11 protein-coding genes are annotated in these 17,754 nt (G+C 67.3%); 6 read left to right on the forward strand and 5 right to left on the reverse strand.

The features are described from left to right. The first annotated feature begins 6 nt into the window (after positions 1-6). Positions 7-2,220, forward strand: coding sequence for a 1,4-alpha-glucan branching protein GlgB (glgB, locus tag G6N19_RS11595; RefSeq protein WP_193464974.1), 2,214 nt, complete (start codon positions 7-9; stop codon positions 2,218-2,220). 14 nt (positions 2,221-2,234) lie between these two features. Here the strand turns inward: glgB and G6N19_RS11600 are convergent, their stop codons facing one another. From G6N19_RS11600 to malQ, 3 genes are read right to left on the reverse strand one after another with little or no spacing between them, the layout of a single operon-like run. Continuing rightward, positions 2,235-3,593 (reverse strand): maltokinase N-terminal cap-like domain-containing protein, encoded by a 1,359-nt coding sequence (locus G6N19_RS11600; protein WP_193464975.1) that lies wholly within the window; start codon positions 3,591-3,593, stop codon positions 2,235-2,237. After that, a complete protein-coding gene (treS, locus tag G6N19_RS11605) occupies positions 3,590-5,380 on the reverse strand; it encodes a maltose alpha-D-glucosyltransferase (protein ID WP_193464976.1) in 1,791 nt (596 codons plus the stop codon). The genes G6N19_RS11600 and treS overlap by 4 nt, the downstream gene beginning before the upstream one ends. A gap of 30 nt (positions 5,381-5,410) precedes the next feature. Further along, positions 5,411-7,426: a 4-alpha-glucanotransferase gene (gene malQ, locus G6N19_RS11610; protein ID WP_013830783.1), complete on the reverse strand. Its 2,016-nt coding sequence runs from the start codon at positions 7,424-7,426 to the stop codon at positions 5,411-5,413. 223 nt (positions 7,427-7,649) lie between these two features. Between malQ and glgX the strand changes: the two genes are divergently transcribed. Genes glgX through treZ form a run of 3 tightly spaced genes read left to right on the forward strand, consistent with a single transcriptional unit; the run spans position 7,650 to position 13,798 of the window. After that, entirely contained in the window at positions 7,650-9,782 is a 2,133-nt protein-coding gene (glgX, locus tag G6N19_RS11615; RefSeq protein WP_013830782.1) for a glycogen debranching protein GlgX, read from the forward strand. Between the two features lie 4 nt (positions 9,783-9,786). Beyond that, entirely contained in the window at positions 9,787-12,087 is a 2,301-nt protein-coding gene (gene treY / locus G6N19_RS11620; RefSeq protein WP_193464977.1) for a malto-oligosyltrehalose synthase, read from the forward strand. Further along, entirely contained in the window at positions 12,080-13,798 is a 1,719-nt protein-coding gene (gene treZ, locus G6N19_RS11625; protein ID WP_193464978.1) for a malto-oligosyltrehalose trehalohydrolase, read from the forward strand. Before treY ends, treZ begins: the two co-directional genes overlap by 8 nt. Here the strand turns inward: treZ and G6N19_RS11630 are convergent. Next, positions 13,795-14,352 (reverse strand): hypothetical protein, encoded by a 558-nt coding sequence (locus G6N19_RS11630; RefSeq protein WP_193464979.1) that lies wholly within the window; start codon positions 14,350-14,352, stop codon positions 13,795-13,797. The genes treZ and G6N19_RS11630 overlap by 4 nt on opposite strands. A 22-nt stretch (positions 14,353-14,374) precedes the next feature. After that, positions 14,375-15,463, reverse strand: a complete 1,089-nt coding sequence (locus G6N19_RS11635) for a ferredoxin--NADP reductase (RefSeq protein WP_109559584.1) — start codon at positions 15,461-15,463, stop codon at positions 14,375-14,377. A 173-nt stretch (positions 15,464-15,636) separates the two neighbouring features. Here G6N19_RS11635 and hsaA point away from each other — a divergent pair, with 173 nt between their 5' ends. Beyond that, a complete protein-coding gene (gene hsaA, locus G6N19_RS11640; RefSeq protein ID WP_013830777.1) occupies positions 15,637-16,827 on the forward strand; it encodes a 3-hydroxy-9,10-secoandrosta-1,3,5(10)-triene-9,17-dione monooxygenase oxygenase subunit in 1,191 nt (396 codons plus the stop codon). Between the two features lie 17 nt (positions 16,828-16,844). Beyond that, complete coding sequence (hsaC, locus tag G6N19_RS11645) at positions 16,845-17,747, forward strand: iron-dependent extradiol dioxygenase HsaC (protein WP_064856097.1); 903 nt, start codon at positions 16,845-16,847, stop codon at positions 17,745-17,747. The last annotated feature ends 7 nt before the right edge of the window (positions 17,748-17,754 follow it).

A 17,754-nucleotide genomic window follows, 5' to 3' on the forward strand; every position in this document is an offset into this window, starting at 1 on the left:
GGCCCGATGACCCGAAGCAAACACACGTCCGCCGGCCGACTGGCGGTGAATACCGACGACATCAACCGGTTGCTGTCCGGTGTGTACCACGATCCGCACGCCATCCTCGGCGCCCACGACGACGGTGAACGCACGGTGATCCGAGCGCTGCGGCCGGGCGCTGCCGCGGTGACCGTCCTGGTGGGCGGTGACCGGTTGCCGATGAAGCAGGTGGCCGAAGGGCTGTTCGCCGCGACGTTGCCGTTCGCCGACTTGATCGACTACCGGTTGCTGATCGACTATCCCGGCGTCGCGGAACCGCAGACCGTGGCCGACGGATATCGTTTCCTGCCGACGCTGGGCGAGGTTGACCTGCACCTGTTCGCCGAGGGAAGACACGAACGGCTGTGGGACGTGCTCGGCGCTCATCCCCGCGCGTTCACCACCGCAGACGGGACCGTGACCGGGGTGTCGTTCGCGGTGTGGGCGCCCAACGCCAGGGGGGTGGGCCTGATCAGTGACGTCACCGGTTGGGAGGGCATCGGCGCACCGATGCGGGCCCTCGGCTCTTCGGGCGTGTGGGAGCTGTTCTGGCCGGGCTTTCCGATCGGCGGCCTGTACAAGTTCCGGATTCACGGCGCCGACGACGTCGTCACCGAACGCGCCGACCCGATGGCGTTCTCCGCCGAAGTCCCGCCGCAGACCGCCTCCCGGGTGACCACCAGCGGTCATACCTGGCACGACGACGACTGGATGAGCCGGCGCCCCGCGGGGAATCCGGCACTGGAAGCGATGAGCATCTACGAGGTGCACCTCGGGTCGTGGCGTCCCGGTCTGAGTTATCGCCAGCTCGCGGTGGAGCTGACCGAATACGTGGTGCAGCACGGTTTCACCCATGTCGAGTTGCTGCCGGTCGCCGAGCATCCGTTCGGCGGGTCCTGGGGGTATCAGGTCACGTCGTACTACGCGCCGACGGCGCGCTTCGGCACACCCGATGATTTCCGGGCGTTGGTCGACGCGCTGCACCGCGCCGGCATCGGCGTCATCGTGGACTGGGTGCCGGCGCACTTCCCCAAAGACGCGTGGGCGCTGGGCCGTTTCGACGGCACCCCGCTCTACGAGCACGCCGACCCGCGCCGCGGTGAACAGCTCGACTGGGGCACCTACGTGTTCGACTTCGGTCGTCCGGAGGTGCGCAACTTCCTGGTGGCCAATGCGCTGTACTGGCTGACCGAGTTCCACGTCGACGGGCTGCGCGTCGATGCCGTGGCGTCGATGCTGTATCTGGATTACTCCCGTCCTGAGGGCGGCTGGACCCCCAACATCCACGGCGGCCGGGAGAACCTGGAGGCGGTGCAGTTCCTGCAGGAGCTCAACGCGACCGCGCACCGGGTGGCGCCCGGAATCGTGACCATCGCCGAGGAATCGACCTCCTGGCCCGGTGTCACCCGCGATACCAGCCTTGGCGGCCTGGGCTTTTCGATGAAGTGGAACATGGGCTGGATGCACGACACGCTGTCCTATCTCGGTCACGACCCGGTGCACCGCTCCTATCACCACCATGAGATGACGTTCTCGATGCTGTATGCCTACAGCGAGAACTTCGTGCTGCCGATCAGCCACGATGAAGTGGTGCACGGCAAGGGCACGCTGTGGACCCGGATGCCCGGTGACGACCACGCCAAGGCCGCCGGGGTGCGCACGCTGCTGGCCTACCAGTGGGCGCATCCGGGCAAGCAGTTGCTGTTCATGGGCCAGGAATTCGGCCAGCACGCCGAATGGTCCGAGGAACGGGGGCTGGACTGGTTTCAGCTCGATCCGAAGCGGCAGGATGGCGGCTTCGCCGCCGGAATCCTCCGCCTGACAAAAGATCTCAATGCCGTCTACCGAAGCCATCCCGCGTTGTGGAGCGAAGACATCAACCCGGCCGGCTACTCCTGGATCGACGCGAACGACTCCGCCAACAACGTGCTGAGCTTCTTGCGCTACGCAACGGACGGATCGGTGCTGGCCGCCGTGTTCAACTTCTCCGGTGTCGAACACACCGACTACCATCTCGGGCTACCGAGCGCCGGCCGGTGGCGAGAGGTGCTCAACACCGATGCCGTCGATTACCACGGCGGCGGCGCCGGCAACCTCGGTGGTGTGGACGCTGTTGACGAGCCCCGCCACGGCCGTCCGGCGTCGGCCGTGCTGGTGCTGCCGCCGCTGTCGGCGCTGTGGCTGGAGCCCTGCGAGTGATGCGGGGCTGATGATCACTGCTGGGTCAGCCGGGCCAGCGCCCGCAGCGGAATCGGCAGCCAGCCGGGCCGGTGCCGGGCCTCGTAGCCGGCCTCATAGACCGCCTTGTCGACCTCATAGGCGGCGAGCAGCGCCGCTGAATCCCGTGGATCGGCACCCGATTCCGCTCCGTACCCTTCGCAGAAGGCGGTGCGGCAGCGATCCAGCCATTCGCGGGCGCGGGTGGCCAATTGCCGGTCCTGCCCGTCGCGCGACAGGTCGGCCAATTTCCCGTAGGCGGCGTAGTCGTAGGACCGCAGCACACCGGCGACATCCCGCAGCGGCGAGTCCGGCCGCCGCCGTTCGGACAGCGGGGCGCCGGGTTCGCCCTCGAAATCGATGAGCAGCCAACCATTGGGGGTGCGCAGCACCTGGCCCAGATGCAGGTCACCGTGGACCCGCTGCACCGTGATCGGCTGTCCGGCCAGGGCCTGGAAGCGCTGTTCGATGGCTGCGACGTGCGGGCGCACTTCGGGCACCAACCCCGCCGTCTCCGACAATCGCGACAGCAAGGCCGCCGCCGGAAACTCCGCTTGCGATGTGCCCAAGCTGTCGGCCAGCGTTCGGTGCACCGAGGCGACGGCCTCACCGAGCCGGTACGATTCGCCGGCGAAGTCGCCGCCCACTTCGTGGGCGTACAGATCCGCTTCGGCGAAGAGGTCGCGCACACTGGCGGTGGCCATCGCCCAGCCCTCGGCCGAGTTCATCGCGTACTCGCTGATCATGCCCAATGCGTAGGGCACCGCACCGGACTCGCCGGGCAACTCGATCTGATAGCAGCCCAATAATCGCGGCACGTGCGGATTGGCTGCCCGGCCCAGCGCCGCGTTCAACTCGATGTCGGGATTGATGCCGTCCTTCAACCGCCGGAACACCTTGAGGACCACTTCTTCCTCGATGATCACGCTGGTGTTGCTCTGCTCGGCCTCCGATACGCGAGAGTCCGCCCGGACGGGCAGCGACACCCCCTCCTGGGGGGTGAACGTGACCTCGCCACGGGTGGCCGACGAGGCGATCAGCGACAACAGCACCCTGACTGCTGCGGCGTCGTACAACGCGTCGTAGGCGGTGTGTCCCCGATAGGTTCCGATCATCGCGATCTGGGCGTACTCCGGTGCCAGCTCCACGTCCCAGCTGATCATCACCTGGTAGCGCTCGCCGGCACCGTCGGTGTAGGCGACGTCGAGCAATACCAGATCCAGTCCGTCGCCCATCGCCACCACCAGGGCGGGCTCGGCTACGGCCAGCTCCCGATTACGTCCCGCGTACCAGCGTCGGGTCGGCAGCCATTCCGCCCACGGCAGTCCCGCCGGCTCGCCGGTGCCACCGGTCATGACATGTCCTCCTTCGGCTCGCACAGTTGAAACCAGTAGAAGCCGTGCCCGGGCAGCGTGAGCAGATACGGGAGTTTTCCGATCGCCGGGAACTCCACGGACCCGGTCAGCTCCACCGGCGTATGGCCATCCCAGTGCTGCAGATTCAGTTCGATCGGCTGGGGAAACCGCGACAGGTTGTTGACGCACAGCACCGTGTGGCCCTCGTCGCCGGACAGCTCGCGCACATAGGCCAGCACCGACGGATTGGAGCCGCCCAGTTCCCGGAACCCGCCGAGGGCGAATGCGTCGTACCGGCGTCGGATGGCGAGCATGGTGCGAGTCCAGTTCAGCAATGATGTGGAGGTGTCGCGTTGCGCTTCGACGTTGACCGACTGATGGCCGTAGACCGCGTCTTGAATGGGCGGCAGGTAGAGCCGGCCGGGATTGGCGGTGGAGAAACCGGCATTGCGGTCGGGGGTCCACTGCATCGGGGTGCGCACCGCGTCGCGGTCACCCAGCCAGATGATGTCGCCCATTCCGATCTCGTCGCCGTAGTAGAGGATGGGTGAGCCGGGCAGCGACAGCAACAAGGCGGTGAACAGCTCGATCTGGTTGCGGTCCTTGTCCAGCAGTGGTGCCAGCCGCCGCCGGATCCCCACATTCGCCTTCATCCTTGGGTCTTTCGCGTATTCGGCGTACATGTAATCGCGCTCGTCGTCGGTGACCATCTCCAAGGTCAGCTCATCGTGGTTGCGCAGGAAGATCCCCCACTGCGCCAGCTGCGGGATCTGTGGTGTCTGGGCCAGGATCTCCGAGATCGGAAAGCGCGATTCACGGCGCACCGCCATGAAAATGCGTGGCATCAATGGGAAATGGAAGGCCATGTGGCACTCGTCGCCGCCGGTCTCGGGATCACCGAAATATTCGACGACGTCACTGGGCCATTGATTCGCCTCGGCCAGCAGCACCCGGCCGGGGAACTCCTCGTCGACCACCTTGCGGCAGCGCTTCAGGAAAGCGTGTGTCTCGGGGAGGTTTTCGCAGTTGGTGCCCTCCCGTTCGAACAGGTAGGGCACCGCGTCCAGCCGGAAGCCGTCGATGCCGAGGTTCAGCCAGAACCGCAGCACGTCGATCATCGCTTCCTGTACCGCCGGGTTCTCATAGTTCAGGTCGGGCTGGTGGGAGAAGAACCGGTGCCAGTAGAACTGCTTGCGCACCGCGTCGAATGTCCAGTTGGACTCCTCGGTGTCGACGAAGATGATCCGGGCGTCCGCGTACCGTTCGCTGGTGTCACTCCACACGTAGAAGTCGCCGTGGGGGCCGTCCGGGTCATGCCGCGACTGCTGAAACCAGGGGTGGCTGTCGGAGGTGTGGTTCATCACCAGGTCGGTGATGACCCGGATGCCGCGCCGGTGTGCCGCGTCGAGCAGTTCGACGAAGTCATCGACGGTGCCGAACTCCGGCAACACCTTGTAGAAGTCGCGGATGTCATAACCACCGTCGCGCAACGGTGAATCGTAGAACGGTGGCAGCCACAGGCAGTCGACGCCGAGCCACTGCAGGTAGTCCAATCGCTCGGTCAGGCCGCGCAGGTCACCGATGCCATCGCCGTTGGAGTCGTAGAACGCCCGAACCAGCACCTCGTAGAACACCGCACGCTTGAACCAGACGGGGTCGGCAGGCAGCGCCGTGGCATCACCGAAATCATCGGCGGTCGGATGCTCCACCAGGCCGTGTTCGACATGGCTGCCCGCTGCCGGGTCTGGGAGGTCCTGACCGAACTCGTCGTCAACGTCGGTGGCCATATTTCGACATGTACCCGATTCGCGCCGCGATTACCTGCCATCGGGGGGATCGTGAACGTCGCCGGGCTTCGACGCGCCACCCGGTGAGAACAATGCCGTGGCCCGGGCGACTCTCGGATCGGTGCGCAGCTGTTCGAAAGACTCGCGCAGCGGCAGCCGCCAGTTCGGATATTCATCGACGGTGCCGGGCAGGTTGGGCTGGCGGGGTTCGGCCAATACGTCATATGGGGAGATGAGTTTCAGCCGGCTCGGGGTGGCGGCCAGCAAGCGGTGCATGGCGTCGATGATCTCGGCTTCGTCCGCGTCGCCGCCGGGCTCGAGCAGCTCTTCGGAGCGCAGCAGCGCCAGCCACTCGGCTCGTTCGCGCTCGGCTGCGGCTTGGGCGGCCGCCGCGTCGTCGAGCAGGCCCCGCTCGGCGCGGGCCCGGACGTGCTCGGCACGCAGGAATCCGGCCGCGGTGGGCAGGTCGTGGGTGGAGATACTGGCGGCCACCTGCGCCGGCCACTTCGCCGGTGGCAGCAGCGGCTGGCCGGGTGCCGATTCGTCGCGGGTGAACCAAGAGACCGCGCAGCCCAGCATGTCGTTGCCGGCCAGCGTCCGGGTGACCTCCGGTTCGACGGTGCCCAGATCCTCGCCGATGACGACAGCATCGGCGCGATGGGCTTCCAGCGCCAGCACCGCCAGCATGACGTCGGCGTCGTAGTGGACGTAGGTGCCGCGATCCGGGCTTTCTCCGGGCAGGATCCACCACAGCCGCCACAGGCCGGCGACGTGATCGATGCGCACCCCGTCGGCATGGGCGAGCACGGCACGCAGCATGTCGCGCATCGCGGTGTAGCCGGTGGCGGCCAACCGGTCCGGTCGCCACGGCGGTAGCCGCCAGTCCTGACCGTGCGGGCTGAACGTGTCCGGGGGTGCCCCGACGCTGGCCGCACCGGCCAGCACGTCGGCCAGTGCCCAGGCATCGGCGCCGTCGGCGTCGACGCCGACGGCCAAGTCGTGCAGTACCCCCAGCGTCATGCCCGAGTCCGTTGCGGCGCGCTGCACCGCCCCCAGTTGTTCCTCGCAGCGCTGCTGCACCCAGGCGTGAAACGCGATCCTCGGTGCGAGCTCCCGACGTGCGGCCGCCACGGCGGGGCCGGCCGCATCGTGCAGCGACGCCGGCCACTTCGGCCACCGGCCGCCGTGACGCTCGGCCAGCGCACAGTAGGTCGCCCAGTCGCGCAACGCGGTGTTCCCGGGTGATTCGTCCAGCGGGGACGGGCGACCGTCAGCGCGCCAGAGCGACTCCAGGGCGGCCCGTTTGGCCGCCCAGACCAGGTCGTAGTCGATCCGCGCTGTGTCGGCAGCAACCCGCAGCGCATCGACCTCCGCCCGGGTGTCCGGGTCGGTGCGGTGATAGACCGCGAGGTCGGGGATGCACAATGCCAGCGGATTGGCGAACCGCCGGCTCGACGGCGTGTACGGCGACGGCTGCACCGGATGCGTCGGGCCCGGGGCGTGCAGCGGGTTGAGCAACACCGCCCCGGCCCCGTGCTCGCCGGCCGTCCAGCGCACCCAGTCCCGCAGGTCCGACAGGTCGCCGACACCCCACGAACGGGCGGATCGCACCGCGTAGAGCTGCAGCATCCATCCCCAGGTCGCCGGTGCCGCCGGCGCCCGAGGGGGAGCCGCGACCAGCGTGACCTGCCGGCCATCGCGCAGCGCAAGCTCATACCAGCCCGGCGCCAGATCGGCGGGCAGTTCGTCGCGCACCGTCCGGCGTTCGCCGTCCTCGCTCACCAGCTGGGCGGCCCCGGGCATCGGCTGCGCACATCCGGCCACCCGCACCGCCACCGCGGGCGGTGCGGCGCCGGCGCGATCGCGCTCGTCCAGCCGGGCCAACTCGCGACGCCGGTCGGTATCGGTGCCCGCTTCGACTTCGAGCAGCCGAAGTATCCGGATCACCACGTCGGTGTCGACCTGCACCAGCTCGCGCCGTTCATTGCGATAGCAGGTCGCCACGCCGTGTGCGGCCGCCAGCCGGCGCAGGTCATCAGGCACCACGACAACGGCTATACCCGCCCCGGGAACCTTTCAACAAGATCAACGACGACCGCGCGGTGGCCGTAGTGTCGTAGCCGACGAGAGTTTGACCATCCGGCAGGCGGGTAGCCACGACCGAGTGTCGCGGAATCGAACGGCTTGACCAGATTGAGTGAATATGGGCATTACCCGAAATCCGGAGAGGAAGGTCACCGCAGTCACGGATTCAGCCGAGAAACCGTCGGTGTCACCGACCGTCTGGCCCGGCAGCAGCGCCCCGCTCGGAGCCGGCTACGACGGCGGTGGAACCAACTTCGCGCTGTTCTCCGAAATCGCCGAGCAGGTGGAGCTCTGCCTGATCGACGAGGACGGCGAGCAGGCCTGCATCCCGCTCGAGGAGGTCGACGGCTACGTCTGGCACGCCTACCTGCCGACGGTCTCGCCCGGGCAGCATTACGGCTTTCGGGTGCACGGGCCGTTCGAACCGGCCGACGGGCACCGCTGTGATTCCAGCAAGCTGTTACTGGACCCGTACGGCCGGGCGTTCGCCGGGGACTTCGACTTCGGCCAGGCGCTGTTCTCCTATGACATGACGGCCGGCGGCGAAGCGGTGAGCGACGAAACCCTGCCGAGGGTCGATTCGCTGGGCCACACCATGACCAGCGTGGTGATCAACCCGTACTTCGACTGGGCATCCGATCGGCCACCGAAGACGCCGTATCACGAAACGATCATCTACGAGACCCATGTGAAGGGCATGACACAGACCCACCCGGACATCCCGGAGGAACTGCGCGGCACCTACGCCGGCCTGGCCCACCCGGTCGTGCTCGACCACCTCAAGTCCCTCAACGTCACGGCCGTCGAGCTGATGCCGGTACACCAGTTCATGCACGATGACCGGCTGCTGCAGCTGGGCCTGCGGAACTACTGGGGCTACAACACTTTCGGGTTCTTCGCGCCGCACAGCCGGTATGCGGCGAACCGGACGCCGGGCGCAGCCGTGGCGGAGTTCAAGACCATGGTGCGCACTTTCCACGAAGCCGGTATCGAGGTGATCCTCGACGTGGTCTACAACCACACGGCCGAGGGCAACCATCTCGGCCCGACCATCAATTTCCGGGGAATCGACAACGCCGCCTACTACCGGCTCGTCGACGAGGACCGCAGTCTCTACATGGATTACACCGGTACGGGCAACAGCCTCAATGCGCGCAATCCGCATGCGCTGCAGCTCATCATGGATTCACTGCGCTACTGGGTGACCGAGATGCACGTCGACGGCTTCCGATTCGACCTGGCATCTACGCTGGCCCGCGAATTCTATGACGTCGACCGTCTTTCGGCGTTCTTCGACCTGATCCAGCAGGACCCGGTGGTCAGCCAGGTCAAGCTGATCGCCGAACCCTGGGATGTCGGCGAAGGCGGCTACCAGGTCGGCAACTTTCCCGGGCTGTGGACCGAATGGAACGGGAAGTACCGAGACACCGTGCGTGACTTCTGGCGTGGTGAGCCGGAGACGCTGGGCGAGTTCGCCTCCCGGCTCACCGGGTCATCGGATCTCTACGAGGCCACCGGACGCCGGCCCGGGGCCAGTATCAACTTCGTCGTCGCCCACGACGGCTTTACCCTGCACGACCTGGTCTCCTACAACGAGAAACACAACGAGGCCAACGGCGACGACAACACCGACGGTGAGAGTCACAACCGGTCGTGGAACTGCGGCGTCGAAGGCCCCACCGACGACCCGGACATCGCCGCACTGCGGGCCCGCCAGATGCGCAACATCATGGCCACCCTGATGCTGTCGCAAGGCACGCCGATGATCGCGCACGGTGACGAAATCGGCCGCACGCAGCACGGCAACAACAACGCCTACTGTCAGGACTCCGAACTGGCTTGGATGGATTGGTCACTGGTCCAGACCAATGCCGATCTGTTGGACTTCACCCGCCGGGTAACGCAGCTTCGCAAGGACCATCCGGTGTTTCGCCGGCGCCGCTTCTTCGAGGGCCTTCCGGCGCGGCACGGCGACGAGGTCGGTGACATCGCGTGGTTCACCCCCGCTGGGCAGGAGATGAACCAAGACGACTGGGACAGCGGATTCGACAAGTGCATCATGGTATTTCTCAACGGTGAGGCGATCCGCGAGCCCGACGTACGCGGCCAGCGCATCGTGGATGACTCCTTCCTGCTGTGCTTCAATGCGCACCAGGATGAGGTCGAGTTCGCTGTTCCCGGAGGCGATTACGCACAGGAGTGGAGCGTCGAATTGGACACCGCCGAGCCGGCGGCAACGGATGAACGGGTGGTGCCGGCAACAGCCGCGCTGCCCGTTGCGGGGCGTTCGCTGCTCGTCTTGCGGAAAGTGCGCTGAGGCGATGACGCCACGGCCGGTGCTGTCCACCTATCGGTTGCAGCTGCGCGGCCCGGACAGCGGATTCGCGTTCACCTTCGCCGACGCCGAACGGCTACTGGACTACTTCTACGATCTGGGCGTCTCGCACCTTTACCTGTCACCGGTCATGACCGCGGTAAGCGGCTCGGCGCACGGCTACGACGTGGTCGATCCGACCACGGTGTCTGCCGAACTGGGCGGTGCGCAGGGGTTGGCGCGGCTGTCGGCGGCCGCGCATGCCCGCGGAATCGGTCTGGTCGTCGACATCGTGCCCAATCACGTCGGGGTGGCAAGACCGGAGCAGAACCGGTGGTGGTGGGACGTGCTCAAGCACGGGCGGTCCTCGCCGTACTCGGTGTTCTTCGACATCGATTGGGAGCTGGGTGACGGCCGGATCGTCCTGCCGGTGCTGGGATCTGACGGCGACGTCGCCGATCTGGCGGTTGACGGTGAGCGGCTGCGGCTGGGTGATCTGGTGTTTCCGATCGCGCCGGGCACCGGCACCGGCACCGGCGCGCAGGTTCACGACCGCCAGCACTACCGGCTGGTCGGGTGGCGTAACGGCAGCTGCGGATACCGTCGCTTCTTCTCGATCACCTCGCTGGCGGGCCTGCGGCAAGAGGATCGGACGGTGTTCGATGCCTGGCACGCCGAGCTGTCCCGCTGGTTTCACGCCGGTCTCGTCGACGGCGTGCGGGTCGATCACCCGGACGGGCTGTCGGATCCGTGCGGATATCTGGAATGGCTGCGTGCCCTGGTGGGAGCCGATGCCTGGATCGTCGTCGAGAAGATTCTGGCCGTCGACGAATCGCTCGAGCCGACCCTGCCGGTGGCCGGCTCCACCGGCTACGACGTGCTGCGGGAGATCGGCGGGTTGTTCATCGACCCGGATGGCGAGCCGGCGCTGACCGAGCTGGTCGAGACCGCCGGCGTCGACTATCGCGCGATGCCGACGTTGTTGGCCGAACAGAAGGAGATCACGGCCGCCGAGACGCTGGGCAGCGAACTGGCGCGGCTGCGCCGTTGCGTGGTGAGCGCCACCGGCGTGGACCATCCGCTGCTGTCCGAGGCCATCGTGGCCCTGCTCGGCCGGCTGGGCGTCTACCGCAGCGACTATCCCGGCCTGGTGTCGACGCTGTCGGTGACGTTGGCTGAAACACAGTCTGCGAAGCCGCAACTCGGCGAACCGCTGGCGTTGCTGGCGGCCGCGATCGCCGATGACGGGCAGTGCTCGACCCGGTTGCAGCAGCTGTGCGGGGCGGTGACCGCCAAGGCGGCCGAGGACTGCCTGTTCTACCGCGATGCGCGGCTGGTTTCGCTCAACGAGGTCGGCGGAGACCCGCAACGTTTCGGGGTGGGTGCGGCGGAGTTTCATCATCGGGCCGCGACCAGGGCGCGATGCTGGCCGCACACCATGACCACACTGTCCACCCACGACACCAAACGCGGCGAGGACGTCCGGGCCCGCATCGGCGTGCTGTCACAGGTGCCGTCGTTGTGGGCCGAGTTCGTCGCCCGGTGGGAGGCCGTTGTCCCGTCGCCGGATCTGGCTACCGGACTTTTCTTGTGGCAGAACATCTTCGGCGTCTGGCCGGTCGATGGCCGGGTGAACACCGCACTGCGCGAGCGACTGCACGCCTACGCCGAGAAGGCCGTTCGCGAGGCGGGCCGGCTCACCTCCTGGCACGACCCGGACAGCGAATTCGAGAACGCGGTGCACCGCTGGCTCGATGACGTACTGGACGGACCGATCGCCAAACAACTGACCGAGTTCGTCTCCGAACTCGCTCCGCACGTCGAAAGCGACATGCTGGGTCAGAAACTCCTGGCGCTGACCGTTCCCGGCATCCCCGACGTGTATCAGGGCACCGAACTGCCGGAGGACAGTCTGGTCGACCCGGACAACCGGCGAGCGGTCGACTACACCGCGCGCCGTGAGGCGCTCACGTCGTTACGGCACCCGAAGATGCGGGTCGTCGCCGCGGCACTGCGGATGCGGCGAGCCCGTCCCAACACCTTCCGGCACGGCCGTTACCAGCCGGTCCCGGCGTCGGGCTCGGCCGCCGAGCACGTCGTCGCCTTCGCCAGGGGGCACGACGTGGTGGTAGCGGTCAGCCGCTGGACGGTGCGGCTGCGCGACAGCGGATGGCGCGATACCGTCGTCGCGATCCCGCCGGGCAGCTGGGCCGACGCACTGTCCGGCGCCGTGCACAGCGGACCGACGCCGGCCGCGGAGTTGTTCGCCACGCTGCCGGTGGCCCTGCTGGAGCGCGTCGATGACTGACTTCGCCGTCTGGGCGCCGGCCCCGGCGACCGTCGCCCTCGATGTCGACGGGGTGTCCTACCCGATGACCCGTGCCGACGGCGGCTGGTGGCGGACGACGGTCGAGGCGGCCGGCGACGCCCGCTACGGCTATCTGCTCGATGACGACCCCGCGGTGCTGCCGGATCCGCGGTCGGCCCGTCAGCCCGACGGCGTGCACGCGCGCTCGGCGTTGTGGGACGAGACCGGCCCGGCTTGGACCGACGACGATTGGGCCGGGAAACCGGTCGAAGGCGCGGTGATCTACGAACTGCACATCGGCACCTTCACCCCGGCCGGCACCTTCGATTCGGCCATCGCGAAGCTGGATCACCTGGTCGACCTGGGTGTCGACTTCGTCGAACTGATGCCGGTCAATGCTTTCTCCGGGGCGCACGGCTGGGGATACGACGGGGTGCTGTGGTACGCGGTGCACGAACCCTATGGCGGCCCGGACGGGCTGGCGCGCTTCGTCGATGCCTGCCACGGCCGCGGCCTGGGAGTGCTGATCGACGCCGTCTTCAACCACCTCGGGCCGTCCGGGAACTACCTGCCCCGCTTCGGCCCGTACCTGTCGCAAGCACGCAACCCCTGGGGCAACGCCATCAACATCGACGGCGCCGACTCCGACGAAGTACGCCGCTACATCATCGACTGCGCGCTGCGCTGGATGCGTGTCTTCCACGCCGACGGCCTGCGGCTCGATGCCGTGCACGCGCTGGTGGACACCACGGCGATCCACCTTCTCGAGGAACTGGCCGCCGAGACCGACACGCTCGCAGCGCAGTTGGGCCGTCCGCTGTCGCTCATCGCTGAAAGCGACCGCAACGACCCGCGGACCATCACCCGTCGTGAAGACGGCGGGTATGGGATCACCGCGCAATGGGACGACGACATCCACCATGCCATCCACACCGCGGTATCCGGTGAGCGACAAGGTTATTACGCCGACTTCGGCAGCCTCGCCACGCTGGCGGCGACGCTGCGTAGCGGCTTCTTCCACGCCGCGACGTACTCGTCGTTCCGGCGCAGGCGCCACGGTCGTCCACTGCCCACCTCGCAGATTCCGGCCACCCGGCTGCTGGCGTACACCTGCACCCACGACCAGGTCGGCAACCGGGCGCTCGGCGACCGCCCCTCGCAGAACCTGACCGCCGGCCAGCTCGCGATCAAGGCGGCGCTGGTGCTGCTATCGCCGTACACCGCAATGCTTTTCATGGGTGAGGAATGGGGCGCCCTGACCCCGTTTCAGTTCTTCACGTCGCATGAGGACCCCAAGGTGGCACGCGCCACCGCCGAGGGCCGCAAAGCCGAGTTCGCCGAGCACGGCTGGGACGCCGACGAGATCCCGGACCCCCAGGATCCCGATACCTTCCGGCGATCCAAGCTGGACTGGGATGAGGCCGGCGGGCACGGCCATCGGCAACTGCTCGGCGTCTATCGGGCGCTGATCGGGCTGCGCGCCGAAGCCGATCTGGCTGACCCCTGGCTGACCCACCTCACGGTCGACTACGACGAGGACGACCGCTGGATCGCCATGCGCCGCGGTCGGTTGGCGCTTATCTGCAACCTGGGTGAGGCCACGGTGGGGGTGCCGGTGTCCGGCGAGCCGGTACTGGCGTGGGGATCACCGAGCTACGGCGATCAGACGACGCGGTTGCCGGGGCACGCGTTCGCGGTGCTGCGGACTTAGAACACCGTCTGGGCGCAGGTGGACGGCGTGGTCAGGTTGACCCCGCTGTAGGTCACCTGCACGTGGGTGCACACGATCACGTTGGCGTCGGTCTTGGGCCGGCCGGTGGAGTATTCCAGCACGTCGATGCTGCCGTTGGTCTGGTACTTCTCCGGCGGTCCCCCGCCGTAGTACATCGACTGGATCACCGCGCCGGTGCCGTCCTTGAACACCTTCGTTCCCGGTCCGCCCCGGTCCTTGAACCAGCCCTCGCCGCCGTCGGTATGCACGTCGAGATACGCGGTCCGCTTCGAAGAGCGGATCTCGGTGCTCTGCCGAGCCCACAGGTCGGGCGGGAAGCCGGCCAACCCCTCCGGGGTCTGCAGTCGCACCCCGACCGTGAAACGGCACAGCGGCGGCGCGGCGCAATCCACCCAGCTGTGGGTCTGCAGCTGATCGAACTCGTTGACCGGCATCAGACTGGTCTTGGTGTCACTAGCCGCCGCGGAGATCGCGGGCGGGATCAGCGCGGCCAACAGTGTCACCGCGGCCGGCACCATCAACAACCGTTTCATGTCGCACCAACCTAGACCGAGATCACTCGTCGTAGGTCACTTCCACCGAATCGGTCTCGGGATGGGCTTGGCAGGCCAGGATCAGCCCCTCGGCGAGATCTTGCGGTTCGAGCACATCGTTGACCTCCATGGCGACCTCGCCTTTCTTCAATACGCAAGCGCATGCGCCGCAGTGCCCCTCCCGGCAGGAGAACGGGGCGTCGAGCCCCTTGTCGAGCAGCAGGTCCAGCAGCTTGACGTGGCGCGGCCACTCCAGCGTCTGCGTCTGTCCGTCCAATTCGACGGTGACGGTGGCCGGCGCCGTGTCCGCTGAGCCCTCGGGCGCCTCGGTGATCTTGACCGCGGCGAACGGGTCGCTCTCCAACGACTTGAACACCTCGAGATGCACCTGCTCGGCCGGAACCTGCAAAGCGTCCAGCGCGTCCCGCGATGCCTGCATGAACGGGCCGGGTCCGCAGATGAAGGCCTGGCGGTCGGTGTAGGGGGCGATCAGCTGGGCCAGCGTCGCGGAGCTCGGCAGACCTTGCACCGACTCCAGCCAGTGCACGACCGTGAGCCGGTCGGGGTACTTGGCGGCCAGTTCGCGCAGCGCGGTGCCGAAGATCACCGACCGTTCGTCGCGGTTGGCGTACACCAGCACCACCTTGCCGCTGCCTTGCGACAGCGCCGACTTGCAGATCGCCATCATCGGCGTGATCCCGCTGCCAGCGGCCAGTAGCAGGAAATCAGTGTCCAGGGACTTGGGCACGAAGGTGCCCGACGGCGCAAGCACATGGACCCGCATCCCGGGACGGGCATGATCGCACAACCAGTTCGATCCATAGCCGTCCGAGGTCCGCTTCACGGTGACGGTCAGGGCGTCGTCGGTGAACGGAGAACTGCACAACGAATAGCAGCGGGCCACCGAACCGGTGCGCTCGCTGGGAATTCGCAGCGTCAAAAACTGGCCCGGCGAGTACTTGAGCCGCTCCGCGGGGATCTCCGGATCGTCGGGGCCGTCCGGCACGCCGAATACCAGCGAACACGCGTCCTCGGTCTCGGCGACGACCTCGGTGATCTGCAATTCCAGGACGTGACTGCCGAGTGGTTCGTCCGGAATGGTCTCCGTCACAGTCCGCCCCTCACCTTCCGTCATAACTAGAACAGGTTACAGAAAACCGGTCCAGTATCGCTACCAGCCGCAGGAACACCCCACTCGACACAAATCGGAACGTGTTCTAATCTCACTCTAGGCTGGTTGAAAAACGGGCCGCTATACCTGCTCACTCCATGGGAGGCAATCTAGTGACGTCCATTCAGCAGCGTGACGCGCAGTCGGTGCTGGCAGCCATCGACGACCTTCTTCCGCAGTTGCGCGAGCGCGCCCAGGAGACCGAGGATCTGCGCAAGCTTCCCGACGCCAACATCAAGGCGCTCGAGGAGATCGGATTCTTCACGCTGTTGCAACCGTCGCAGTGGGGCGGTCTGGAATGTGACCCGGCGGTGTTCTACGAGGCGGTCCGTCGCATCGCCAGCGCCTGCGGTTCCACCGGATGGGTGGCGTCGATCATCGGTGTGCACAACTGGCACTTGGCGCTGTTCGACCAGCGGGCCCAGGAAGAGGTGTGGGGCACCGACACCAACGTGCGGGTGTCGTCCTCCTACGCCCCGATGGGCGCCGGCGTGGTCACCGAGAACGCCGACGGTTACATCGTCAACGGCGCCTGGAACTGGTCGTCGGGCTGTGACCACGCCACCTGGGCGTTCCTGGGTGGCCCGGTCATCAAGGACGGCAAGCCGGTGGACTTCGGCAGCTTCCTGATCCCGCGCAGCGAGTACACCATCGACGACGTCTGGCACGTGGTCGGCCTGCGCGGCACCGGCAGCAACACCGTCGTGGTCAAGGACGTCTTCGTGCCGCGGCACCGCTTCTTGTCCTACAAGGCGATGAATGACCAGACCGCCGGCGGTTATGAGACCAACACCGCGCCGGTCTACAAGATGCCGTGGGGCACCATGCACCCCACCACGATCTCGGCCCCCATCATGGGCATGGCCTACGGCGCCTACCAGGCCCACGTCGACCACCAGGGCAAGCGGGTGCGGGCGGCGTTCGCCGGGGAGAAGGCCAAGGACGACCCGTTCGCCAAGGTGCGGATCGCAGAGGCGGCAAGTGACATCGACGCCGGTTGGCGGCAGCTGATCGGCAACGTCGCCGACGAGTACGCGCTGCTGGCGGCCGGCGAGGAGATCCCGTTCGACCTGCGCGCCCGCGCGCGGCGCGACCAGGTGCGCGCCACCGGCCGGGCCATCGCCTCCATCGACCGGCTCTTCGAGGCGGCCGGTGCCACCGCGCTGTCCAACGACGCTCCGGTGCAGCGGTTCTGGCGTGACGCACACGCCGGTCGGGTGCACGCGGCCAACGACCCGGAGCGGGCATACCTGATCTTCGGCAACCACGAGTTCGGGTTGCCGCCCGGCGACACAATGGTCTGATCTGGAGGGAGCCACCGATGAGTATCCGTTCGTTGGGATATCTGCGGATTCAGGCCACCGACATGGCGGCCTGGCGAGAGTTCGGCCTCAAGGTTCTCGGCATGGTCGAGGGCGACGGCCCCACCGAGGGTGCGCTGTACCTGCGGATGGACGACTTCCCCGCCCGGCTGGTGGTCGTGCCCGGCGACACCGACCGGCTGCTGTCGTCCGGCTGGGAGTGCGCCAACGCCGCGGGGCTGCAGGAGATCCGGCAGCGCCTGGAGGCCGAGGGCACGCCCTACAAAGAGGGCACCGCAGCCGAACTGGCTGAGCGCAGCGTCGTCGAGATGATCACCTTCGACGACCCCTCCGGGAACACGCTGGAGGCCTTCCATGGTGTGGCTCTGCAGCACCGTCGGGTGGTCAGCCCCTACGGGCACCGGTTCGTCACCGAGGAACAGGGCCTGGGCCATGTGGTGCTGTCGACCAAGGACGACGCCGAGGCGCTGCACTTCTACCGCGACGTGCTGGGCTTCCGGCTGCGTGACTCGATGCGGCTGCCCCCGCAGATGGTGGGCCGCCCGGCCGACGGCGACCCGGCGTGGCTGCGGTTCTTCGGCTGCAACCCGCGCCACCACAGCCTGGCGTTCCTGCCGATGCCCACCCCGACCGGCATCGTGCACCTGATGGTCGAGGTGGGGGAGGCCGACGACGTCGGGCTCTGCCTGGACCGGGCCTACCGCCGCAAGGTGCCGATGGCCGCCACCCTGGGCCGGCACGTCAACGACAAGATGCTGTCGTTCTACATGAAGTCGCCCAGCGGATTTCAGATCGAATTCGGTTGCGAAGGGCTGGAAGTCGACGACGACGACTGGGTGGCCCGGGAGAGCACCGCGGTCAGCCTGTGGGGGCATGACTTCACGGTGGGCATCGAGTCGTAGCAGTGAG

This window comes from Mycobacterium novum, from assembly GCF_010726505.1.
GTDB lineage: Bacteria > Actinomycetota > Actinomycetes > Mycobacteriales > Mycobacteriaceae > Mycobacterium > Mycobacterium algericum.

Bases quoted from the DNA above. Each gene is read 5' to 3' on its own strand.
- G6N19_RS11600 (WP_193464975.1), bottom strand. From the start codon at position 3,593: ATGACCGGTGGCACCGGCGAGCCGGCGGGACTGCCGTGGGCGGAATGG.
- hsaC (WP_064856097.1), top strand. From the start codon at position 16,845: ATGAGTATCCGTTCGTTGGGATATCTGCGGATTCAGGCCACCGACATG.
- glgB (WP_193464974.1), top strand. From the start codon at position 7: ATGACCCGAAGCAAACACACGTCCGCCGGCCGACTGGCGGTGAATACC.
- treZ (WP_193464978.1), top strand. From the start codon at position 12,080: ATGACTGACTTCGCCGTCTGGGCGCCGGCCCCGGCGACCGTCGCCCTC.
- treY (WP_193464977.1), top strand. From the start codon at position 9,787: ATGACGCCACGGCCGGTGCTGTCCACCTATCGGTTGCAGCTGCGCGGC.
- G6N19_RS11630 (WP_193464979.1), bottom strand. From the start codon at position 14,352: ATGAAACGGTTGTTGATGGTGCCGGCCGCGGTGACACTGTTGGCCGCG.
- treS (WP_193464976.1), bottom strand. From the start codon at position 5,380: ATGGCCACCGACGTTGACGACGAGTTCGGTCAGGACCTCCCAGACCCG.